Annotated in this window: 21 protein-coding genes; 14 read left to right on the top strand and 7 right to left on the bottom strand. The window is 39.7% G+C overall.

Annotated elements, in window-relative coordinates:
* The first annotated feature begins 2 nt into the window (after window positions 1–2).
* From IFO69_RS03205 to IFO69_RS03165, 9 genes are all read left to right on the top strand, one after another.
* Window positions 3–1,457, top strand: coding sequence for a RagB/SusD family nutrient uptake outer membrane protein (locus IFO69_RS03205; protein ID WP_192008187.1), 1,455 nt, complete (start codon window positions 3–5; stop codon window positions 1,455–1,457).
* A gap of 15 nt (window positions 1,458–1,472) precedes the next feature.
* Window positions 1,473–2,228 carry a DUF4843 domain-containing protein gene (locus IFO69_RS03200; protein WP_192008183.1) on the top strand — a complete coding sequence of 252 codons (756 nt, stop codon included), beginning with the start codon at window positions 1,473–1,475 and terminating at the stop codon, window positions 2,226–2,228.
* A 12-nt stretch (window positions 2,229–2,240) separates the two neighbouring features.
* On the top strand, window positions 2,241–3,704 hold the full coding sequence (locus tag IFO69_RS03195; protein ID WP_192008181.1) for a PKD-like family lipoprotein: 1,464 nt from the start codon (window positions 2,241–2,243) through the stop codon (window positions 3,702–3,704).
* 324 nt (window positions 3,705–4,028) lie between these two features.
* Window positions 4,029–5,621, top strand: coding sequence for an aspartyl protease family protein (locus IFO69_RS03190; RefSeq protein WP_192008179.1), 1,593 nt, complete (start codon window positions 4,029–4,031; stop codon window positions 5,619–5,621).
* A 34-nt stretch (window positions 5,622–5,655) separates the two neighbouring features.
* Window positions 5,656–7,044, top strand: a complete 1,389-nt coding sequence (locus tag IFO69_RS03185) for a TlpA family protein disulfide reductase (protein WP_225443961.1) — start codon at window positions 5,656–5,658, stop codon at window positions 7,042–7,044.
* 66 nt (window positions 7,045–7,110) lie between these two features.
* A complete protein-coding gene (locus IFO69_RS03180) occupies window positions 7,111–8,169 on the top strand; it encodes a PLP-dependent cysteine synthase family protein (RefSeq protein WP_192008177.1) in 1,059 nt (352 codons plus the stop codon).
* Between the two features lie 4 nt (window positions 8,170–8,173).
* On the top strand, window positions 8,174–10,333 hold the full coding sequence (locus IFO69_RS03175) for a protein-disulfide reductase DsbD family protein (RefSeq protein ID WP_192008175.1): 2,160 nt from the start codon (window positions 8,174–8,176) through the stop codon (window positions 10,331–10,333).
* A 413-nt stretch (window positions 10,334–10,746) separates the two neighbouring features.
* Window positions 10,747–11,127, top strand: a complete 381-nt coding sequence (locus tag IFO69_RS03170) for a hypothetical protein (RefSeq protein WP_192008172.1) — start codon at window positions 10,747–10,749, stop codon at window positions 11,125–11,127.
* A gap of 28 nt (window positions 11,128–11,155) precedes the next feature.
* Window positions 11,156–11,467, top strand: coding sequence for a hypothetical protein (locus IFO69_RS03165; RefSeq protein WP_192008170.1), 312 nt, complete (start codon window positions 11,156–11,158; stop codon window positions 11,465–11,467).
* 63 nt (window positions 11,468–11,530) lie between these two features.
* On the opposite strand, the gene IFO69_RS03160 is transcribed toward IFO69_RS03165, so the two are convergent.
* The 4 genes from IFO69_RS03160 to IFO69_RS03145 are packed head-to-tail and all read right to left on the bottom strand — an operon-like array spanning window position 11,531 to window position 15,606.
* Window positions 11,531–12,274, bottom strand: a complete 744-nt coding sequence (locus IFO69_RS03160; protein WP_192008168.1) for a LytR/AlgR family response regulator transcription factor — start codon at window positions 12,272–12,274, stop codon at window positions 11,531–11,533.
* The gene (locus tag IFO69_RS03155; RefSeq protein ID WP_192008166.1) at window positions 12,271–13,323 is read right to left on the bottom strand and encodes a sensor histidine kinase; all 1,053 of its coding nucleotides are present in this window, start codon (window positions 13,321–13,323) and stop codon (window positions 12,271–12,273) included. Before IFO69_RS03155 ends, IFO69_RS03160 begins: the two co-directional genes overlap by 4 nt.
* 12 nt (window positions 13,324–13,335) lie before the next feature.
* Entirely contained in the window at window positions 13,336–14,325 is a 990-nt protein-coding gene (locus IFO69_RS03150; protein ID WP_192008164.1) for a Kelch repeat-containing protein, read from the bottom strand.
* A gap of 6 nt (window positions 14,326–14,331) precedes the next feature.
* Complete coding sequence (locus tag IFO69_RS03145; protein WP_192008162.1) at window positions 14,332–15,606, bottom strand: DUF4270 family protein; 1,275 nt, start codon at window positions 15,604–15,606, stop codon at window positions 14,332–14,334.
* A 436-nt stretch (window positions 15,607–16,042) separates the two neighbouring features.
* On the opposite strand from IFO69_RS03145, the gene IFO69_RS03140 reads away from it, so the two are divergent.
* From IFO69_RS03140 to IFO69_RS21835, 3 genes are all read left to right on the top strand, one after another.
* Window positions 16,043–17,281: a hypothetical protein gene (locus IFO69_RS03140; protein WP_192008160.1), complete on the top strand. Its 1,239-nt coding sequence runs from the start codon at window positions 16,043–16,045 to the stop codon at window positions 17,279–17,281.
* 75 nt (window positions 17,282–17,356) lie between these two features.
* Entirely contained in the window at window positions 17,357–17,554 is a 198-nt protein-coding gene (locus IFO69_RS03135) for a hypothetical protein (protein ID WP_192008158.1), read from the top strand.
* On the top strand, window positions 17,551–17,637 hold the full coding sequence (locus IFO69_RS21835; protein WP_192008961.1) for a DUF2141 domain-containing protein: 87 nt from the start codon (window positions 17,551–17,553) through the stop codon (window positions 17,635–17,637). Before IFO69_RS03135 ends, IFO69_RS21835 begins: the two co-directional genes overlap by 4 nt.
* A 153-nt stretch (window positions 17,638–17,790) precedes the next feature.
* Here IFO69_RS21835 and rlmB read toward each other — a convergent pair whose 3' ends face one another.
* Together rlmB and IFO69_RS03120 are read right to left on the bottom strand one after the other, a co-directional pair.
* Window positions 17,791–18,567, bottom strand: a complete 777-nt coding sequence (gene rlmB, locus IFO69_RS03125; protein ID WP_192008156.1) for a 23S rRNA (guanosine(2251)-2'-O)-methyltransferase RlmB — start codon at window positions 18,565–18,567, stop codon at window positions 17,791–17,793.
* Entirely contained in the window at window positions 18,540–19,787 is a 1,248-nt protein-coding gene (locus IFO69_RS03120) for a GWxTD domain-containing protein (protein WP_192008154.1), read from the bottom strand. Before IFO69_RS03120 ends, rlmB begins: the two co-directional genes overlap by 28 nt.
* Window positions 19,788–19,836: 49 nt before the next feature.
* Here IFO69_RS03120 and IFO69_RS03115 point away from each other — a divergent pair, with 49 nt between their 5' ends.
* On the top strand, window positions 19,837–20,616 hold the full coding sequence (locus IFO69_RS03115; protein WP_192008152.1) for a class I SAM-dependent methyltransferase: 780 nt from the start codon (window positions 19,837–19,839) through the stop codon (window positions 20,614–20,616).
* Between the two features lie 6 nt (window positions 20,617–20,622).
* Window positions 20,623–21,069: a GNAT family N-acetyltransferase gene (locus IFO69_RS03110; protein ID WP_192008150.1), complete on the top strand. Its 447-nt coding sequence runs from the start codon at window positions 20,623–20,625 to the stop codon at window positions 21,067–21,069.
* A 37-nt stretch (window positions 21,070–21,106) separates the two neighbouring features.
* On the opposite strand, the gene IFO69_RS03105 is transcribed toward IFO69_RS03110, so the two are convergent.
* Window positions 21,107–24,088 (bottom strand): glycosyltransferase family 117 protein, encoded by a 2,982-nt coding sequence (locus tag IFO69_RS03105; protein ID WP_192008148.1) that lies wholly within the window; start codon window positions 24,086–24,088, stop codon window positions 21,107–21,109.
* Window positions 24,089–24,181: the final 93 nt, after the last annotated feature.

The following is a 24,181-nucleotide window of genomic DNA, read 5'->3' as shown; positions in this document are numbered from 1 at the left end:
TCATGAAAAAAAGAATCATAAAATATATACTTGGGGTTTGTGCGGTATGGATGATCAGTTCATGCGACAGTTATTTGGATGTACAACCCATGGATAAATTCCTGGAAAGTCAGGTTTTTTCCTCCGAAATAGGGATACAAAACGCGCTAAATGGAATTTATCTGGAGCTGAATAACAATCGGTTATATGGTGAGGACCTTACCTTGGGAGTAATAGAAGGACTGGCGCAGCGCTATGACCAACCTAGCAGTGATCAAACACTTTACTTGTACCAGAACTACGCCTACGATGAAACGCCGGTGATGAACAGGTTTGAAAGTATGTGGACAGCTGCTTATGTGAACATGTTGAATATCAATGTGCTTTTGGATGGCCTGGATCAATATCCGGGAGTTTTGCCCCAGGATGAAGAAGATTTGGTAAAAGGAGAGTGTTATGCCTTGAGGGCTATGTTGCATTTTGATATGTTGAGGGTGTTTGGGGGAATTCCGGGTGTGAGCCTGGATGATTACCAGTTGCCTTATTATGATGAGGTCAAAAAAGAAGCGGCGCCGCTAATTGGAGGGAGTCTATTCTTGGAGAAAGTCTTGGCAGATTTGGAAATGGCAGAAAACTATTTGTCAAACGATCCAATCCTTGAAAATGGCAAGATGCTTCCAGATCCGGATGGTGGAATTGTTACCTTTTATATGTTCAGAAGCTTAAGGTTGAACCTATATGCGGTAAAAGCTTTGCAAGCCAGGGTTAACCAATATGCGGGCAATGAGCAGACCGCCTTGGAAGCGGCAGAATGGGTGATTGACAATGGCAGTAAATGGTTCCCTTGGACGGATCCTTTGGCAGTATTGTCTACTCCTAGTGCTCCTGATATGGTGTTTTCGTCCGAGATCCTATTCGGTACTTACAATATGGGTTTGTATGGAAGGTATAATAGCTTGTTCAATAATAACTTACAGGAAAATAAAATCCTTTATGCCCGCCCAAGAAGGCTGGACCAAACCTTCGAGGATAACGAAAATGACTACCGTTTCAATTCTTCATGGGTATTGGGCAGCAACCATTCCTTTAAAACTTTCAACAAGTACAAGGAGCCAGGGAAAATTAATAATGAAACACCAAGCTTCAAATATATGCTTGGACTGATCAGGATGTCAGAGATGTATTATATCGCTGCAGAAGCTTTAGCAGAGACAGACCCGGGAAAAGCCTTGGCCTACTTGAATACCGTTAGGTACAATAGGGGATTACAGGACTTAAGCGAAGGGGGGGATATTCAAGAGGAGATTCTGAAGGAGTATCGCAAGGAGTTCTTTGGAGAAGGCCAATTGTTTTTCTATTACAAGAGACACAATTTAAGTTCCATACCAAATGGCTCTTCCAATACGGCCAACAAGACCATGGATGAAAGTACCTATGTGGTTCCATTACCATTGTCAGAATTAGAGTTTAGAAACTAGAAATCCCTAACAACAATGAAAAAATCAATTCTAAATATATTCCTATTACTAACGGTTGTATTGTGTTGGAGCTGTGTGGAGGATGAGTTAAATACTTTTCAAAATGAGGACAGTATTTACTTTCCAATGTCCACCGAGGGGACTTCCCAAAATCCCAATATGGACAGCTTATTTTATTCAGTAGGTTTAGTCCCTACCACTTTTACCGATAGTTTAATCAGTATTCCTGTGAAAGTATTGGGAAGAGTTGCAGATGAAGACAGAAGTTTCACCGTCGAACTCGGCCAAGGGACTACTGCACAAGAGGGGACCGACTTTGAATTTGTAAACGAGCATGTTATTCCAGCAGGAGAAGTGTCTGCCACTATTGATATCAGATTGATCAAAACAGAGGAAATCGCTGAAGATACCGTCGTGATCAAATTGAAGCTGCTTGCAGATGAACATTTCAAAAGTGAAATGACCACTTATGTAGATCGTTACGGACAAGAACAACTGAGTCATGTGGGTCTTGATATTTACCTTTCAGGAGTGCTTCAACAACCCGAAGACTGGTTTGAACCTTATTTGGGTAAATTTTCTAGTAAGAAATTTTTCTTAATGGTAGATGTGTTGGGCTTTGACCCTTTGATCTATACGGGTGATGTCGCACTTTCTAAAAGTCAATATTTTGGTGTAGTGATGAAGAGATACCTAGATCAACAAAAGGCCTTGGGCAATACCATCTATGAGGAAGATGGGACAGAAATGGAAATGGGTGTTTATATCTAAAAGAAAATTAACATGAAAAGAGTAATTATATATTTATGCTTATTGGCCCTTCCCATTTTAATCACATCATGTTATGAGGATTTGGGAAACTATGAGTATGTGGACATCAATGAAGTAGGTGTCACAGGAATTGATAGCAGTTATGTAGCCTATCAAGGTGAAAATTTCAAAATCGAGCCTGATCTTGCTTTTACCTTGGACGAATCTGGGGATTTGGAAAGCTATGAGTATGAATGGGTGTTGATTAAACCTTTTACTACGGTTAAGGAGATTCTTAGCAATGGGAAAGACCTGGATGTAGATTTGAAAGTGCCTCCTGGTGAATATGATGCTTACTATAGGGTGTTGGACAAAACTTCGGGAGTGGAATTCATTACCGACTTCAAAGTAGAGGTCAAAAGTGCGGTTTATGAAGGTTGGATAGTGATGAGCGATGTGGGCGGTGAGGCTAGACTGGACATGGCATCTTTGATTGATGAAGAGTACATGGTGATTCCGGATGTTTTGAGATATACTGGTTCTAGCCTAGAATTAGAAGGAGCACCAGGTTTGGTGTATTGTTACGGTTATGATCCTTCCTTATATGGTATATATGTAACTAGCGAGGGAACGGGTACGACCAAGGTAGATCCTGAAAGTTTTGATTGGTCAGAGGATTTACGCTTGAGTTATGAGGGTATATCCGATTTTCCTGAAAAGATGAAAGCTGATAGAATTTATCAAAAGAGAGGGAGCCATGCTTATATGGTAAGTGATCATAATATCTATTACTACTATAGATCTTACCAAGTAAGCTATGGAGCACCCATCAACAAGGTGACAGGAGAAACAGAAACCTTTACCGCATCGGAATATATATCCGCAGAGCCCAACTCTACGGGCCACTCCATCTTTTTTGATGAAGACAATAAAAGATTTGTAAGGCACCTTAGCCTTAATAACCTTGAGTCAGCTACAATGCCTAATAATGCGACTTTGTTTGATTATAATATAGGAATGGACTTGGTGTATATGACCTATACCACCTATAATAACGGAGAGGCATTTGCGATCTTAAATGATGGAGCGACTTATCACATCGCCAAAATGCTTCAAAGGAATAGAAATATCAGGCAGGTTTATTTTGAGGAGATCTCAGTTCCTGGATTTGAGCAGGCAGAGAATTTTGCCATTCAGCCTGACTATGGCTACCTGTTTTTCAATATTGGCAATAAGGTCTATGAATATGATGTAGTGACGAAAACGGCCATTGAAATGCTGGACATGGCTGATAGGGAAATCACCCATATGGAATTTAACTCTGATTCTCCGGTGGGTAGCCAGTTGATTGTGGGAGTAAATGACCCTTCCAAGCCAGCAGGAAGTACTGGTAGTTTGGAATTCTATGAAGTGCCTTCTGTAAACGGACAAATTGTCTTTAACTCCAAATTGGAAGGTTTCGGAAAGATTACAGGCATTACTTTTAGAAGAAGGTAATAGATGATTAATAGCCCCTCTGTAAAAAATGGTTTTAGTTTCTTTCTTCATATGCGGAACTAAGGAGGGGCTTTCTTTAATCTTCAATGATATAAGCAGGATTAAACCAGAAGAAGTAGGATTACTAATGTGTCAACTTCTTCTGGTTATAAATTATGAATTATTGGCCCAAGTTTGCTTTGATGGATAAAACAGCGGATTGGATCAAATCATTTCTAAATAAACTGTATAAAAATGCTAAGCGATTTAGCCTTTATTTTTTGTGGAATTCAATCAAGTGTTTAAGGTAAATCGAGATTTCAATAAATGCTCTTTCAAACGTCCATGTTGACCAACGCAAGAATGATTAATACGACCAATATAAAGCCAATTGATGCACTGAAATTTATTGTAGGCAATAAATTTAAATATAATTTAACTAGAGTTATCTTTCTCTTTTTATGTGTTTTTCAATTTGGATACTCTGGAAATGCCCAGAGTAAAAAAGAAATTAAAAAATCGGTGGAGGCCTTTGAAGTTGCGATGAAGTCGCGTGACATAGAAGCAATGAAGGCCTTGATTGCACCTGATTTTATGATTGGGGTGTATGGGGGAGATACTCGCGATTACCTATTGGAGAGTATTGTGAAAGTGTACCCCAAAATCAATGACATTGTTTTTGTGAAAAAAGAGAGTCGGAAAGACATCACTTTGGCGGAGGTAATCCTAAAAGATAGTGATGGTGGAGAAGATCGAGGCAATTTTGCTTATGAAAAAAATGGCCTATTAATTTATACTGACTTTTTTGATCGACTTTACAAACTCGACCGCTACACTGACAGGGGATTGGTAGCTTCCATTCCATTTGAGTTGGCCGAAGGAAAGATTTTTATCAAGCTAAGGTTAAATGACAGCCCTGATTTGCTTACGATGATCTTTGATACTGGGGCAGATGGAATGGCATTGAGCCCAAGTGCTTCACAAAGAATTGGTATCAAAAATACCCAAGAGCGGGAAACCGCCGTGGTGGGCGGGAAAACCAGTGTGCAGTTTTCCAAGAACAATACCGTTCATATCAATGATAGCCTTGATTTGGATAATCAAAATTTGGTGATCTTTCCAGGTTTGGCAGGAAGAGCTGATGGTTTGATAGGAGGGGGAATCCTTCGGAGCTTTACGACCCGGATAGATTTTGATAAAGGAGTGATCGAACTGTATGATTTTAATTCCTACACCCCTTCAAAAGAAGTAGAAGTGGTTCCAGTAGATTTCAATTCTGGCTTACCGGTGATACCTGTGAATTATCATTTGGCCAATAAGGCTGAAGAGCTTACCGCTAATATGGTTTTTGATACGGGGGCAGGCTATAATATGATCTTTTTTGGACCTTATGTGGGCAAAGAAAATCTAGAAGAGGGCTTTAAGGCTGAGTTCTATTCCACCAATTACAGCATGGGCATGGCGACTCCCACCAAAATGGGATATATGGATTATGCCAAATTGGGAGATTTTGAATTGCAAAATATATTGGTTTCCCTGCAAGCACATGATCCTGATAAAGGGGAATGGAATAGTGATGCCGGCTCCTTTGGATTGGAACTTATCCAAAAGTTCAATGTGACCATAGACCGCTTACATCACAAGCTTTATTTGGAGGCTAATGAAAATTATGACAGGCCTACGGACTTCGTACTGGCAGGAATGATACTTCAATTCAATGATCAAAATGAATTGGAAGTAAAACAAGTGATCGGCGGTACGATGGCAAGTACAGAAGGAATCAAGCCGGGGTACAAAATTATGATGATCAATGATTATACCACCGATGAACTAATGCTTGTGGAGAATATAAATGATTTGATCAATGAAAAAGACCAAGATTTTCTTTTAAGGATTCTTACAGGAGATCAGATGAGACAGGTAACTCTCAGCAACTAAATAGAATATTCAACAATTTGTTAAAAGTAAATTTATGAAAAGACTGATTTGTATTTTCACCCTCCTTTATTTCATAGCGAGCTCTGTTGCTTGGTCCAATGAAATAGAGGGCTTCGCCATGATCAAAGGCAAAGTGGATTATGACCTTAAGTTCAAAGAAATTAATCTTCAAAAAGTAGTAGAAGGAAAACTTGAAACCGTTTCCATGACCAAAATGGATGAGAACGGGGAGTTTGGTTTTATTCTTCCCATAGAGGAGGCTGGTTTCTATCACCTCAGCATCACCGCCAATGCTAACATGTTGAGGTTCTACTTGGAGAATGGAGTGGAATTAGACTTGACCATTGATAAGACAAGCTATGACCTGGCTGGTGATCATTTAGGACATAATGAATTGGTTACTGAGTGGAATGAAACGGTTACCAAAATGTTGGAGATCAACAACAGAAGTAATATGAAAGGTTATAAGGATTTTTTTCCATTGATGGAAGATGAAGTGTTGGCGAAGGCTGGAGAGTTCAAAAAGAAGATCAATACGGGTGATGAGAAATTTGATGAATTGATGGAACTTTCAGTACAAACTGATGTGGAAGAGCAATCATTTAATTTTTTCAGAATTCCCAGAACCTATCACCCTACCAAGGAAGAATATCCTGATTTTTATCAAAACTGGAAAAAGGAAGAGAAGTTTACAAATCCTGATATTTTGAAACTATGGAATGGGCAATCTTACATGTCTAGCTATACTTTTGTATACGATTATTTGCTTTCTGAACCACAAGATAGAATTAGTGACCCATATGACTTGAGTCGAATTGTGACAAGAGTTCAAGACCCACAACTTAGGGATGTTTATTTCAGAAATTATTTCTCAACCACACGTTTCCAAAGTGGTCAGTATGAAAAGGCCATGTCTTACGCGAGACCTTACATGACTTCAGAGAAGAGCAAAGCACTTATCGTAGAATTAGAAAAAGACTTGTTCAGTGAAGTAGGACAGCCTGGGTTCCAGTTCGAATACGAGGATATTGATGGTAATTTGGTTTCATTTGATTCTTTTAAAGGAAAGATTGTTTATTTGGACATTTGGGCAACTTGGTGTGGACCATGTATCAAGCAAATTCCTTATTTAAAAGAGCTGGAAGAGGAGCTACATGGAGAGGATATTGTGTTTTTGAGCATCTCCATTGATGCGGAAAAAGACAAAGAGAAGTGGAAAAAATTTGTCAAAGACAAAGAGCTTAAAGGGGTTCAGTTGGTGGCTGATAAAGCTTGGCAGTCGGGCTTGGTAAAAAACTATGGAATCAAGGGAATCCCGAGATTTATGATCTTTGATAAGGACGGAAATATTGTTACCACAGACGCGGTAAGGCCTTCAAGCCCAGAATTAAAAGGGCAACTTCTAGAATTGCTTAAAAAGTAATACCTTTGCAACTTAATCAAAAATAGTCCGTTAGGACTATTTTTGATTTTCACAGAATATATACCCATGAATATAGCAGTAGAAGAATTTAATCAAACAGAATGCCTTCCATGTCTTAAGATCAGTGAGCTATGGGCAATGGTAGGAGACACGCCAATGATCGCCCTGAATTATAACTATAAGGGGAATGAAGGTACTGTTCATGTAAAATGTGAGCACTATAATCTTACAGGAAGCATTAAGGATAGGATGGCGCTTTATACCATCCAACGTGCATACGAAACAGGTAACATCAAAGCTGGAGATACCATAGTGGAAGCCACTTCAGGTAATACAGGTATTGCTTTTGCAGCCATAGGTAGAAGCCTTGGTCACCCGGTGAAGATTATCATGCCCAACTGGCTGAGTAAAGAGCGAGTGGATATCATCAGGTCTCTTGGAGCAGAGATCATCCTTGTGAGCAAAGAGGAAGGGGGCTTTTTGAGAAGCATCCAAATGGCGGAGGAAATGGGAGCTGCTGATCCGAATGTGTTTTTACCAAGACAGTTTGACAATCACTATAATCTGGAGGCTCATCAAAAGACTACTGCCCCGGAAATCATCAAACAACTTCAGAATATCAATAAAGAGGTAGATGCTTTTGTAGCCGGTGTGGGTACAGGTGGAACAGTCGGTGGAGTTGGGCGCTACCTCAAAGCAGTCAAACCATCGATCAAAATTCACCCTATGGAACCAGCTGAGTCTCCGACGTTGACTACAGGGTATAAGGTAGGGAGTCATAGAATCCAAGGGATTTCGGATGAGTTTATTCCAAGTATCGTGAAGTTGGAGGAGATGGATGAAATCATCCAGGTAAACGATGGTGATGCTATTTTAATGGCACAGAAGCTAGCGACAACTTTAGGTTTGGCCGTAGGAATTTCCTCTGGCGCCAACTTGATTGCGGCAATCAAACAGCAGCAAAAAATGGGTGGTGAGGCTACTGTAGTGACTGTATTTGCAGATAGTAATAAAAAATACTTGAGTACGGATTTGGTAAAGGAAGAACCTATCAAAGAAGGATATATCAGTCCAGATGTGTCACTCATAGATTTTAAGCCGATACCTAGAACGAAAAAAAGTTGATTCAATGAAGAAGATACAATTACTACTACTCCTGCTCTTTACAGCCTTCATCAGTGAAGCGCAGATCCTTGAACCTGTAAGCTGGAAAGTTGAGAGCCATGCGAAAGAAGGTGGTAAGGTGGAGCTGATCATCACAGCCAAAATCGATGCTGGATGGCACCTGTATTCCCAGCATATTGATGAGGGAGGTCCTGTACCAACTAGCTTTACTTTCAATGAAAGCCCTGCGTTTGAACTTGAAGGGGAGATGAAGGAAGTAACTGAACCTACTGAGAAATATGACGATATGTTCTTGATGGATGTTCGGTATTTCAGTGACAAGGCAATTTTCAAACAAGTGATCAAAGCCAAAGAGGCAAAAGGAAGTGTTGAAGGTACAGTAGCCTTTATGGTCTGTGACGATACTCAATGCCTTCCTCCCAATGAGGTAGAGTTGAGCATTCCTTTTGAAGCAAATCTTCCTGTCAAAAAAGAAGAAAAAAAGGTGGCTGAACCAGCAGCACAAAAACAGGTGGAGAAAAAGCCTATTGCTAAAGTGGAAACGGCAAAAACTGAGGTGAAAAATGCTCCTAAGAAACAGCCTGAACCACAAAAAGTCGCTGAAGAAGGAGCTCCTCTAGAGATAGTAATAAGTGAACCTGAAACAGAAAAGGTAGCAGAAGCTGTTGTCGTAAAACAAGAAGAAGTAAAGCCTGTCGTAAAAGAAACTGAGGAAAAGGAGGCGAGTTCTATATGGGGGATATTTATTGCTGGCCTTCTTGGGGGCTTTGCGGCATTGTTGATGCCATGTATTTTTCCCATGCTTCCTTTGACGATCAGCTATTTTACCAAGCAGTCAGAAAGCAGGGCTTCTGGTATCGGGAAAGCTGCTTTTTACGGTCTTTCCATCATCTTTATCTATGTGGGGCTGGGGATGATCATCACCATTATCTTCGGTGCTGATGCTTTGAATGCACTGTCGACAAACGGGATCTTTAACTTCCTGTTCTTTTTGCTTTTGGTGGTTTTTGCGGCTTCTTTCTTTGGGGCATTTGAATTGACACTTCCGCACAGCTGGTCCAACAAGCTGGACAGCAAATCTGATAAGGGAGGACTATTGGGACTTTTCTTTATGGCAGCTACCCTTTCATTGGTTTCCTTTTCCTGTACGGGGCCGATCATTGGAACCTTGTTGGTACAGGCAGCTAGTTCTGGAGCCTATTTAGGTCCAGCAGTAGGGATGTTGGGCTTTTCAATAGCACTTGCAATCCCGTTTACCTTGTTTGCAATTTTTCCTTCTTGGATGCAATCCCTTCCAAAATCTGGAGGTTGGTTGAACAGTGTAAAGGTGGTATTGGGCTTCTTGGAATTGGCTTTGGCGATGAAGTTCCTTTCCAATGTAGATTTGGCTTATCACTGGGATATTTTCGATCGGGAAGTATTCTTAACTTTGTGGATTGTGATCTTTGGTTTGATGGGACTTTACCTATTGGGCAAGATCAAGTTTGCGCATGACAGTGAGTTGAAATATTTGTCCACACCACGGGTTTTCTTGAGTGTGATTATCATTTCCTTTACCATTTATATGATTCCTGGACTTTGGGGAGCACCTTTGAAAGCAATTTCTGCCTTTTTGCCACCTCAGCATACCCAGGATTTTGATCTGTACACTGCAAGCCTAAATGGAGGTTTTTCTTCGCAGGATAAACATGAAAAGGCAAATAGAAAGTACGGTGAGCTATTTCATGCTCCTTTAAATCTAGAACCCTTCTTTGATTATGATGAGGGAATGGCCTATGCCAAAGAGGTAGGAAAGCCTGTGCTGATCGATTTTACAGGACATGCCTGCGTAAACTGCCGTAAGATGGAAGCAAGTATCTGGTCTGATCCTAAGGTGTTGGAGACATTGAAAAACGATTATGTATTGATCCAGCTGTATGTGGATGACAAGACTGAATTACCGGAATCTGAATGGGAAGTCTCAGATTATAGTGGGAAGACAATCAAAACAATCGGTAAAAAGTGGTCAGATTTTCAGGCAGCAAACTTCAATTCTAATTCCCAGCCATATTATGTGGTCTTGGGAGAAGAGGAGCAACCTTTGATTAAACCAGTAGGTGCCATTTACGATGTAGAAAAATATCACCAATATTTATTGGATGGAGTGAATGTTTTTAGGCATTAACTCGTTATAAGAATCGAATGGGTTTATTGTACATAAATTTAAGCGCGGTCTAATGGATCGCGCTTTTTTGCTTTTTATGGAATTGAAAGTGTCTATCCCCAATTTTTAACAGAATTCCACAGTTTGGGTAATAATGCTACAAGTTCATTCTGGAGTGTCCTCTCAAATGCCCTTTGAGGTTATTTTTTTCTAATGGCATGACTTGTGATCCAATATTAATCAAACAAGTAAGATTGAATGAGTGAGTTTAGAAAACTGATTTTGGTCATGTTAACGATTATCAGTTTTGTTATTTTGGTCTTAGTTGGGTTAGTAGGTTATAGTATCAAGAGCCAACTCGGAGAATCAAATTACAGAACGGCTATAGAAGCGAGACCAGCAAGTATCTTTTACCAACCTAAAAAGATAGATAAATGAAAATGAAGAAGCTATTGTATTTAATGATTGTTCCCGTCTGCATGATCACGTCTTGTGGAGGGCAACAAAGTGGAGAGGAAAAGGAAGATGATGCAGTGGCCAATGAAGTGATAGAACCGATGCCTGATATAGATGGAATGAGTGAATTGCAGACACCATCAGAAGAGGTTGAACAAATGGAGGTGTCTTTTGAAGAACTTCCTGAAGCAGTGACAAAGAAAGTTAAAGAAGATTCTTTACTGTCATTGATGGAGATGAAGAAAGCTTCTAAGGTTACCATTGGAGAAAAGGTTTACTATGACCTGACATTCAAAACAGAAGATAGTGAGGAGCTAATGGTGTCAATTGACAGTGATGGAAATGTTATTGAACATTAATGAGCACTAAACCACTATAACTATTATTATGAAAAAGTTAGCTTTAATATTCGCCCTATGTGCATTTACAGTGGCAGGGGCTCAGGCCTCTGTCCTGATGCCGCAGTTAAACGTGACTAAAGTAATTCAAGATAAGATCGAAATCGCTCCAGAGGATCTTCCTCAAGCAATTAAAGATACAATTGTGGAGAATGATGAGACCAAGGACTTAACCATTTCCAATGCCTACCAATTGACAGACGCGGAAGGTAATGTGACTTATAAAGTCAAATTTGGAATGGAAGAGGAAAGCATCACAAAAGAGTATGATGCAGAAGGAAACGAAATAGTAGAGGAGTAGTAGTTTCTTTTTATTCATGACGAAAAGCACCGGTTTTTAACTGGTGCTTTTTTTATACACTTTTTATAGATTTTTCTTAACCACCAACTCATAGAAGAAATCCTTATAGCTTTCTCCAATGGTGATGAAAACCTCCTTGTTGTCCAGTTTTACTTTATTCCTGCTGATATTTTCGATTTGATCAATGGAAACTACGTAGGATTTATGGATCCTGATAAAGCCTTTGGAAAAAAGACTCATTTCATAATGCTTGATGGAATTAAGTGTAAGAATAGGTTTTGCTTCATGGATGAGATGAATCTTCACATAGTCTTTGTATCCCTCAAAATAGGAAATTTCTTTTAGGTTAATTTTAACCGTACTGTGTTCTACTTTTACAAAAATAAACCCTTGGCTTTCCTTTATGGAAGTCTCTGTTTGTTGATTTGACTGAATGATGGCAGTGGATGAAGAGGCTACGTTGAAGGTTTTGCTTACTGCTTGGAAGAAGCGATCAAAGCTGATGGGCTTTAATAGGTAATCCACGGCATTGATCTCAAATCCTTTGACGGCATATTCACTATAAGCAGTAGTGAAAATAACCTTGGGTTTTATAGGCAGCCCCTCATAAAACTTGATGCCATTGATGTCAGGCATATTGATGTCGAGAAAAACCAAATCTACTTTTTCCCTCATAATACAATCCATGGCTTTAATGGCAGAGTCAAATTTCCCCACGAGTTCGAGCATGGGGATTTTGGAAATATAATCTTCTAAAATATCCAAGGCCAGGGCCTCATCGTCTATGATGATACAGTTGGATTTCATTTCTTGATGGTTAGGAAGCTCTTAAAAGTACTGTTTTCATAGAGCTGTTTGAAACTATGTCTGCTTGGGTACAAAAGCTCCATTCGTTTTCTTAAGTTGGCAATACCGACTCCTTCGGGATTGTTGTTGGTGAAAACCCCATCTTTTTGCCTTCCTACACTGTTGATGACGGAAAGCATGATTTCCTCATCATTTTCTTTAATGGCAATCATGATAAAGGAAGGGGATAAATAACTGATCCCGTGTTTGAAAGCATTTTCAATCAATGTTACAAATAATAAAGGTTCTATAGGGAATTTATCATTGGTAATGGAGAAAGAGGAACTGATCTTGGGGGCACTTTCTGGACTGTACTTTAATTTTTCCAAATTCACATAGTTTTTGATAAATTCCACTTCCTGCCCTAAAGTCACCTTATCCTTGCCTGATTCATAAAGTACATATCGAAGCATGTCTGAAAGCAAGAGAATAGCAGGCGTGGTGTCCTCTGATTTTTTTCTTGCAAGAGAATAAATATTATTCAAAGCATTAAACAAAAAGTGCGGATTGAGCTGGTTTTTAAGAAAGTTTAACTCCTTGATGATCTTTTGTTTTTCTAGCTCTTCGAATTTCTTTTTCTGCTCCTCAAACTGAAGGATCAATTCTATGGAAGTTCCCAGACCCATGATCATAAAAAACTTGAATAAGGAAGGGTTGAATATTAGGAAATGAATATTGGATCTGCCAAAACCCTTTCTCTCAGGAATATCAGCTAATTCAGGAGGTATTTCCTTGAAGTAATGTTGAAGCCCTATAAAAATGGCCATGAAAATCAGAAGAAATATTGTGTAGTGAAGGTATTTCCTTTTTAGGATGTAATAGGGGACAAGCCAAATTACATTGATCAGGTAAAAAAGAATGATACTAATATTGGTGATGCTGAAATAGAAGAGGGAAAAGGGGCTGCTGTGCTCATCAATGATAAAAGAAAAAGCTGGGGATAAAATTATCCCCAGTATTAAAATATGAATTGTAGTTTTTAAGAAATTCCGCTGTTTGATCTTTAGCATGCTGTTGTTACATTAATCCTCTTCATCATAGTCAACAAGCGGTTCCAATTCCCAAATATCATCAAACCTTAGGCTGGAGCTTTTGCCTAAAAGCACATAGGCTCTTTCATTGTTGACAGAGAAGGCTGAAGCCCCAGTTCTAAATGTGCCTTCAAAATCAGTTTTTTCGTGCCAAGTATCTGTGTTAGGTCTATATTCCCATGTGCTACCGATAATAGAACTTCGGTTACCCACTGTGAGATATCCATAAGCTCCAATCGTAAATGCGCAGGCATTGGATCTGTAAATCAGATAATCGTCATCATAGTCAAGGTCTTCTTTTTGGGTCCATTCTAAAGTGTTGCCATCAAGAGCCCAAAAGTCAAACTCATAGGAACCGTTGTTGATACCGGTGCCAATATACGCAATATCATCTATCACAAAAGCAGCAGCGCCTTGGCGTTTTGCACCACCCATACTAATAATCTGCACCCATGAGTTGTTATCAGGGTCATACTGCCAGAAGTCTTTTTGCTCACTGCCATCATAACCTGTTCCAATATAACCTTTGCCCACCAATGAGAACCCTACCGCGTCATATCGAGCTGTTCCACCAAAGGAGGCTACTTCTCTCCAAGTGTCAGAATCAGGGTCGTACTCCCAAAAATCCTTGAGCTTATCTGTGCCGTCATAGCCGGTTCCAACATATCCTTTTCCGTCAATGGAAAAAGCGACTGCATTGCTTCTGGCCTTACCTGGGAAGTCTCCTTTTTTCTCCCAATAATCGCCTTGGGCATTATATTCCCATACATCATTGAGGTAGTCGTCCCCTGTGTATCCTCCCATGATGAAAGCTCTGTCGCCAATGGAAAAAGAGGCTGCATTGGATCTGTTGTCACCATCAAAATAGGACCTTCTTACCCAGTTCCCTTCAGAAGTTTCTTCCTCATCGCTTACGCATGAGGCAATCAGTAATATCCCCATTAGGGAAAGGAAAATGTTTAATAATTTTACTCTAATCATTGTTCATTAATTTAATGGAAGAAATGTGATATCTATTTTTATTTTTTGTTCATCAGAGATACTCGAAAGCATCAGGCCACTTGTTGTGATTCCTGTAGAACTAGGGACACTTATCCATAGCGCATCTTCATTATGAATGTCTTGGGCAAGTTTATAATCAATAAATCCCTTTATAGGGATTTCATAGAATGTCTTTTCCTGAAATTGCTCGTCCCAAGAGGTGAGTGTGGCGCTGCCAAGGTTGTAGAGAAAGAGGTTCTTTTTATCTACAATCCAAACATTAACAGTTGTGATTGGTGTATTGAAATACCTGTCATAGGTGTTGGGTTTCAATGGGAGTCTCAAACTGGCTGAAGTGATAAAATAATCATCCGCTATTTCCAGTAGTTCATGGATATTGGGGAGCTCCATCCGAATGGAGGCTCCCATAATCTGATCAGCCATGATCACTCCATCGGATTCATCAATGGGGATGTTTTGATAGGTTTCAGGTGAAGTATAAAATTGAGAGTTTCTATCGATGTCCAGGTGGGTGAATTTTCCGGATCCATTTTCCACAGAGAGCTTTAGAATTTTGTTTCCTTCATCCAAATCACTCGGAATACGATAGTAGAAACCGATATAAGAAGATTCAGTAAAACTAACCAGAGGGCTGTTGTCCAAGGTTTGCAGAACCAAACCTTTGAAAACTTCCTCTAAATCATCAGTGGACTTGAAAATGGAGTTCTTTCCTTTCCCCTGCTCAAACAGCATTTGACTAAAATCTTGAGAGAGTGTGATGGTCAGTGAATCCCTATGAGGAACCACTCGCATCGCCTGAGTGCCAATAGGAGTAGCATTATAATCGAAGGATTGATAGCTGTAGATATTGTCATCATCATCTACTTCCAATTTTTCCAAAAGTTCGTACACATTTACATCAAAGCCTGGCAGCGTATCATAGTGGTAAGTTTCATAGAATAAGACCAAAACGGTCGAGTCCAGCTTGGCTTCATCTTCTACTTGGGTACTGCTGGTGATGCCAAATTGGAGATAAGGTGAAGCGTTGATTGTTCCTCGATAATTATCTTGGTGATGGCCCAGGGTGAATGTGCTGAGGGTATTGGTAACCAAAGAGTCATTGAAATAAGTGTACAGGTCTAAGTCTGTATATTCAAACAGCCTCAAGTCTAATGTCTCTCCATCTGTTACTATTTGAGGTTCTGTCAAGGTATCATTCTCGAAACAACCCGTAAGCAATGCAGAAATGAATAGAAACAACAATAGGTATTTATTTGGCATAAGTAAAAGGCGCTTCAAAACGCTAATTATGGTAATCAGATTGATTAAAATGTATATCCGCAATTGCACCAGTAAAGATTAAAAGCGAGTCGAAATGTTCGTTTTGATTAAAATATCAACTGCTTCAGGCTTCAAACTTCTGACCACTTAAAGCAAAGGATTTAAGGTTACTGGCATCATTGCGGATAATCAGATTGATTAATTATTATCGGTGATAAAACAAGCAAAAATGAGCTTCCCCAATTTTTAAAATAGATTTAACCAGCTTTTTTGTCGACGAACAAGCGCTATTGCTCTTTTTGTGCCTGAGAGTAGTGGGAGCTAGAAAAGCAGCTTTGGTCTATTGTTTTTTCAGCTTGTCGTGGAAATTTGACTGTTGGTCTATTAAATCATTGGCTGGTGTGTCTGCCTTATACCTTGCGGGAAAAAGTTAAAGATGCGTGCTATCATAAATATATTTTGTTGCAGTGTTTGTTTTCTAATTTTTAGTGGTGAGCTGTTTGCCCAAAGGGGGGACGGCTCACTTTATTCCTCCTATGGGATAGGATTATTGTCTGAAGATAACTTTGGACAATCGGCCAGGCTTGGAGGTGTTGGTACAGCGGTAAGATCACCTTATTTTCTCAACCAGCTTAACCCTGCTTCAGCCACCAGTGTGAGTGCCTATAATTTCATGGTGGATGCACAAGTGGATTACAGACTTATGAATATTAAAACCTCTTCGGAGGAGATTACCATCAATAGAACCAATTTAAGCTTAGTTTCATTTTGGTTCAGAACAGGAAGGAAATCGGCCATGACTCTTGGAATCATGCCCATGAGTAGTGTGGACTACAGTTTTGCAGAGAAAACTTACTTTGAGGGTTCTACTACTCCCTTCGATAAATATATCTCTGGTTATGGAGATATCAATAAGATCTACATGAATTTTGCTTTGGATTTGCTGCCTAGGGTGACATTGGGTGTAAGGCCTTTTTATGCTTTTGGCAATATCAATCACGAAACTTACTACAATACAGATTTAGTAACGGAAGGTATCATAGAAAGCTTCAAGATGAATGAGCGGGATAATTACAATGGGGTAGGAGCTGATCTTGGAATTCAGTTTGTCCCTTATAAAAAAGAAGGCAAACAACTTACCATTGGTGCCAGCTACCAGCTACCTTCCACCCTTAAATCGACAACCACTTCCCTCGCTTATCTCATTGATAGCGATTCGGTGCTTTATGAAATTCCGGAAAAGAACGATAATGTGCTGTTGGGATCAGCAATCAAGGGAGGGATTTCCTTTCAAAACAAAAACTTGCTGATTGCAGTGGACTTTAGCCACAAGATTTTTCCTTCTGAATGGGAGGATTATATCAATAGTCAAAGGTTCAGTCTCGGAGGAGAATATTTGCCCAATTTCTATGGCTTCAAGTTTCTGGAAAGAATGAACTTTTCAGCAGGCTTATTTTACGATACAGGATACATGCTGTCAAAGGGTTCTCCGGTTGAAACCAAAGGTGGGAGCATTGGTTTTGGCTTTCCTATCCATGGTTTTACAAGAATAAATCTGGCCTACCAATATGAGCAAAAAGGGACAGTCGCCCAACTGTCAAGGGAAGTCACCCATGGCATCACCCTCAACTTCAACTTAGCAGATATTTGGTTCCAAAAGTCTGGCTATCAGTAATCAACTTATTTAATTACCTTAATTGATCACCCATTAATAAAATTGGTATACTTAATTTATGGCCTTACTTTTCTAATGGAAGAAGCTAGTAATACTACCATTATTATCATAGGTAATCTTGACTTCGCTTTAGGAGGAAATGTTAAGGTTCCGGTTAATGATAAGGATATGCTGCATAAGGAAAATGCCAATCCTGTTTTTGAGAAACAGTACAAGTTTCAGAAAGTTGTTTACCCCTCAAGCTGGATAAACTTCCTGAGGGAAAGTAAATGATAGCTGTTTTACATGATACCAATGCGAACGGCAAGTTGGCTTACTCCTTTTTTGGGGAGCAGAAAGAAAGATATGGCTTTTAGGTAAATTTTCCTGTGGGCTTAAATCGGCAGGCCCTTCGCTCCATTATATAGAACTTGCTAGTGGACTAAATCATGCTCAGGCGCATTTGGACTATTAAAAAATAAAAGCCCTTGAAATGTTTCAAAGAGCTTTTATTGATGATTTATTTCTTTTTATGCTTTTCTTTGCCTGATGACCTCATAGATCAAAACACCGCAGGCTACTGAAACATTGAGACTATCGATATTTCCTCCCATTGGAATCCTAACAAACTCATTGCTCAGCTCCATCAGTTCATCTGAGATGCCATCTTCTTCTGATCCCATGATAATGGCTGTCGGTGCTTTAAAATCAGCTTCATACATATCCCTCTCAGTCTTTTCTGTACAGCTGACAATGTTCAATCCCATTTTTTTGAGATCTTTCACTGAATAGTATAGGTTTCTTACCCTACAAACAGGAAGGAAGTTAAGCGCTCCAGCAGAAGTTTTTACCGCATCAGAGTTAATTTGGGCTGCACCTTTTTCAGGAATAACAATAGCGTGCACACCTGCACAGTCGGCTGTTCTGGCAATGGCACCAAAATTTCTAACATCCGTAATCCTGTCCAATACCAAAATCAAAGGGTCTACACCTTTAGAATAGCATTCCTCAATAACATTGTCCAAAGAAGCATATTGAATGGCAGACATGTGAGCAACAACTCCCTGGTGGTTTTTTCGAGTGATCCTATTGAGCTTGGCATCAGGAACCCTTACCACGGGTACACGTTCTTGCTTGGCTACACTCAAAAGCTCCTTGATCAGGTCATTGTTCAGCTCTTTGTTCACAAGGATCTTATCAATGTCCTTGTGGGCATGAAGTGCCTCCATGACCGCTCTGGTGCCAAAGATAAAGTCTTTTTCGTGTGTTCCTTTCTCGATTAGAAAGCCATCTTTCCGCTTCTCCATAGTGTGATGCTTTGGAACCATTCAGGTTGATAGGACCTGGACCGGTTCAGCTTATAGTAATTCGGTGTGAAAATATTCTTGATTCTGGCAAAGGTAAAGCTAATTTTTGAATTACTGCCTAATTTGTCATAAATCCAGATTTCTTTGTCTGCATCAAAGAATACCCCTGTGGGAGGGCCCATGACGGTATAAATCATTCCTCGGTCTGTTTTCCAACCTTCCTTAAAATCAGTAAAGAGGATGTTGGCAAATTCTATTTGCCGGAAATATTCCCTGATGATATTTTGAGCCTTTTCAGTGTCTTTGGTGAGGTTGAGCCAATATTTATCCAAGGCCTTCTTTTTATCTGAAGCTTCTCTCAAGGCCTCATGCTCACTTCTGGTAGAAATATAAACTAACATGTCCACCATTTCTTGATAGTCTGCTACATTTGGAAATGCATCTGAGGTCGTTTTGACCATAAAGCCACTTTGTTCAGTTGTGTCAGCCTGAATGAAATAATATCCATTGTCATCAAATGGTTGGGGAACATTGATCAGGAAGTTACCGTTGTCCACTACCCTAATGTCTTTAGGAGTTGGGGCAGGGCGTGTTTCCATTGGAGGAAGCGGTATTTCAAACTCCATCGGATAATAATAGCTGTAAAGGTTTAAGGTCTTGTCACTTTTGAAAAGTAATGCCTCGCCTTTATTAATATAGTTTTGGTCAAAGGGAATACCATTGGCATAATAGCCTCCGAACGAAGGAATGTCAGTGATAAAGGGACTGATCAGATCAGCATGGTAAACATATTGGTCACCCTGTCTGGTGTCTTTGCATATGATGACAGCAAAAGCCATTTCCTGACGTTCGGGGATAGTGACCGTTTCTTCAAAATAAAAATGCCTGTCAGTGTCCGACTTTAATTTGTCTGTGGTGAGAGGGACAATGTTTTTCTCATTGATCTCTTCATTGAAGTCTTTAACAATGACATATGAAAAAGCATAGTCTTCAAAATTGGCATTCTCCTCGATTTTCTCAACAGGCATCTGCAATTTGAAAGATCTTTCTCCCGTTTTGATTGGGATAATTTTCGGAGAAATGCGAGAATACCGCGAATACCGAAGGTTTTGATTGATATTTTTAAGATTACTTTGGGCGGTTGCTGTCCATGATCCCAATATCATCAGGGTGAGGGCAGTGAGCAGTTTTAAATTTAGTGTCTTTATCGTTATCATCATTCGGTTTTAAAAATTAACCTTATTTTTGTTGAAAATAATAAAATTTTAAATGGCTACCTATACAACGGAAATTGCCTCTGATAAGTTGGTAAGTGACAACCCAATCCATCAACGATTATTAAAGGCATACATTGCAGCGAAGCCGCTGGTAAAAGGAGATTTATTGGAAATAGGATGCGGGGAAGGTCGTGGAGTGGAAGAGCTTCGAGGAAATGTAAATTCCTATCATGGCATAGATAAAATCGGTGAAGTAATCCAAAATCTAGAGAATAAATACCCTGATGTTCAATTTGAACAAGCAGTAATACCTCCCTTAAATACAGTCCCATCTGATCATTACGATACAGTAGTGAGTTTTCAGGTGATAGAACATATCGAAAATGATCGCTTGTTTTTGGAAGAAATCTACCGGGTGTTGAAGCCGGGTGGGCAAGCTATTATTTCCACACCCAATATTCGTCATACACTAAGCCGGAACCCTTGGCATGTTCGTGAATACACGGGCAAGGAACTGATAGATCTTTGTGAAAAGGTATTTGATAAAGTGCATGCCAAAGGAATTGGAGGAAATGAGAAAGTTTGGGACTATCACGAAGCCAATAGAAAGTCCGTGAATAAAATCATGCGTTTTGATATTTTTGACCTTCAGCATAAACTTCCTGCTGCAATTCTGAGAATGCCTTATGAGATCTTGAATCGCATGAACAGAAATAAGCTGCATAAGCAGGGTGGACAATCTGTCACCAACATTCATCATGAAGATTATTTGGTAGTAGATCATCCTGATCAGGGCTTGGATCTTTTTTATATCTTGGAAAAGAAAGCTTAGGTATCCATGTCTTTTGAAGTTGATCAGGTAGAGGTTTCAGAATATCCCGAATTGGTGTCGGTTTGGGAAGCATCTGTCAGGGCTACCCACGATTTTCTTTCCCAAGGGGATATCGAATACTTTAAACCTTTGATTCTTAATCAATACCTTGGTTTGGTAAAATTGGCTTGTGTAAGAAGTAAAGAGGAGAAGGCTATTTTAGGTTTTATAGGAATTGCCGACCAAAAAGTGGAAATGCTTTTTGTTCATCCCAAAGCTATGGGAAGAGGTATTGGAAAGCTCTTAATGAAATATGCGATAGAGAATGTAGAAGCTACCAAGGTAGATGTCAATGAGGATAATATGGCTGCCGTGGGCTTCTATAAGCACCTTGGGTTTGAGGTGAAAAGTAGGTCGGAGTTTGACCCTATGGGAAAGCCTTATCCCATTTTACATATGCAGCTTGGAAGGTAATCAAACAAAAAGAGCGGCCATTTGGCCGCTCTTTTTGTTATTTTCTATTTCTCAATATTCCGTTTGAGGAAGATCCTGGACCTAATACCTTGTCCAAATTGTTTTGGACTTTGGTAGCGAGCTCGTCGTACCCTCTTTCTTGCAGTAATGGGACAAAGAATCGCATCATTTCCAAAGAAATCATGGCTTCTCGATCCATTGCCCTTCCACGATCCCTATAGAACTCCAAAGTTTGGAAAGATTTCTCCGAAAGCTTCTCTATGATGTCTAATGCAAGGTCATCTTCACCCATTTCAAAGAGAAGGGGCACAGACTGTCCACTGGACAAGTCATAAGGAATGGCTTCATTAGGGAATTTTTCCAGGCTGAGCTTTTGGATGTCAGCAGCCATTTCCAATTTGTCTTCCATCAAAAGGGCAGTAGTCAAGCTGTTGAATACACTTCTGTGATTGGAAGTAAACCTTCTATATTCTTCGTCAAAATAATTGTCAGGATTATTCATGCCACGGAAAGCAAATTTTTCCATGACATTTTTGTAGGCTAGTTCAGTATTGACAAATTCCTCAACATTCTCCGGTTTTTGGATCGGAAGTAATCGATAAGTCAATCCTTCCATTACCACATGGTTTTTCAAGTCGAAGCCAATGGTTGATAATGAAGTGTTGTTAAAATAGATTGGACGTTCCCAATTGTTGTTGACTATTAGATCCAAAAGCATCAGGTTTCCTTTGGTCATGTAGCTACCCTTAACCCGCAGGTTCATCTGGCTGATGACTAAATCTTCCATACTAGCAGGAATGATACCCTTTTTGATTACCTCTGCAGAATCTATTTCCATAATCAGGTTTCTTGAAGGAACCTGGTAAACGGTTCCCTTGAAACCAGTTTCTATCTTTAGTAAATCACTTTCATTCTTCAATAGCCTTAAATATTCTTTGGCTGAAATGGCGTTTAACCCTTGTCTTTCGTTGACATACAGCACATCATTGGTGCCGCGTTTGAAATTCTTCTTTTCCAAAGAAAAAGGAAGGGCTGCTGATTCATTGATAGGTCTGGTCATTTGCTCTACATACCAGTCAGTATCAAAGTAACTCAATACGATGACCCTTACGTCGGTTCTGAATCCTTCCACTTCCTGTACGTACCAAAGCGGGAAAGTGTCATTGTCTCCTCCTGTAAATAGAATGGCATTTTCCTCGCAAGAAGCCAAGAAGTTTCTGGCTGAATCTACCGAGAAATACCGGTCAGACCTATTGTGGTCTCCCCAATTTTGACTGGCCATCAATAATGGAACAGGGAAGGCAATCAATGTGGCCATGATAGATGCCACCGCAAAATTCTTGTTCATTTTACCAATAGCATGTGCAATGGCCAGAACTCCCATGCCAATCCAAATGGCAAATGCATAGAAAGAACCCACATAAATGTAATCCCGTTCGCGAGGTTCTATTGGTGGGGAATTCAGGTAAAGCACCAAGACTACGCCCATCATCAGGAATAACATCATCGTCAGCCAAAAAGATTTTCCATCATATTTTGCCTGAAAGAAGAGACCGATAATCCCTAATATTAAAGGGAGCATCAGGTAGTTGTTATGTGCTTTGTTTTCCTTGATAAAGTCTGGGTAATCCCCAAAAAGATCAGTAATTCCCATCCAAGGAGCATCTGTATAGTCACTTTCTCTTCCAGAGAAGTTCCACATAAAATACCTCCAATACATATGTCCTAATTGGTGAGAAAGCATAAAGGAAATATTGTCCGCAAAAGTAGGTTCTTCGCCTTCTCGTAGTCCTAGTTTGGAGCGATAGATTTGCTTGTGATTGGGCTGAGTGGAATAAATTCTAGGAAGGATAGTGGTCTTTTCAGGATCATACTTGGTTTCGATTGCATAATCCACGATCTCGTATTTGTCTTCGCCTTTTGCATAAACAGGCGCTCCTTCTACTTGTGTTTCTACTTCTGCTGTAAAATATTGGCCTTTAAGTAAAGGTCTGTAGCCATATTGCTCACGCTTCAAATAGCTTACAAAACTAATGATGTCTTTAGGTGCATTTTCGTTGATTGGAGGGTTGGCATTTGATCTGACAATGATCAAAGCATATGAACCATAACCAATCAAAATAAATGTCAAGGAAAGCAAAACGGTATTTAAGATTGCCTTTTGCATTTTGATGGAGTACAAGATCGCTGCGACCAAACCACCAAGAATCAATATTATAAAAACGATAATGCCAGAACCAAATGGTAGGCCTAAGCTATTGACAAAAAAGATTTCTAAAGATCCCGCTAAGCTGGGCAAGCCCGGAATAATGATGTTATTAATGATTACAAGCGCTACACCGCCTAATAAGAAGGCAATAGCCGCTCCTTTAAGGTTAGGAGATTTGTACTTCTTAAAGTAAACTACCAGTGCTAGGGCCGGCAAGGTAACTAAGTTCAACAAGTGAACTCCAATGGAAAGCCCTACCAGATAAGCAATGAAAATCATATAGCGATTTTCATCTCTAGGATTTTCTATAACATCCCACTTAAGGAAAGCCCAAATAACGATGGCTGTAAAGAAGGATGACATGGCATACACCTCAGACTCAACTGCCGAAAACCAAAAACTGTCCGAAAAGGTATAGACAAGAGAGCCGATGATTCCGGCACCCATGATAGCAATGGTATGTCCTTTACTTTCTTTGTCCTTTTCCAATTTAAAAAGTTTACGACCCAACAAGGTAATGGACCAAAAAAGAAAGAGAATGGTGAATCCGGAAAATAAGGCACTTCCAGCATTCATCCAATAGGCGATTTCTAATGTGTCACCAAAGGCCAAAAATGAAAACATCCGGTAAGTTAGCAGAAAGAATGGTGCCCCCGGAGGGTGTGGTACCTGTAGTTTATATGCAACAGCTATGAATTCTCCCGGATCCCAAAAACTGGCTGTTTCTTCTATGGTCATCATATAGACCAGAGTAGCTATTAAAAATACAATCCACCCCGTGAGGTTATTGACTTTTCTGTAATTAATCATGTTATATCAGTACACTAATGTGAAAGGCGAAAATAAAAAAATATTCAGGAAATAAGGGGGATTTAACCAATTTTAAAAAATGAAGGTGGTTTA

Source organism: Echinicola arenosa (genome assembly GCF_014841125.1).
Lineage (GTDB): Bacteria > Bacteroidota > Bacteroidia > Cytophagales > Cyclobacteriaceae > Echinicola > Echinicola arenosa.
This window is presented reverse-complemented; position numbering and strand designations above follow the sequence as displayed.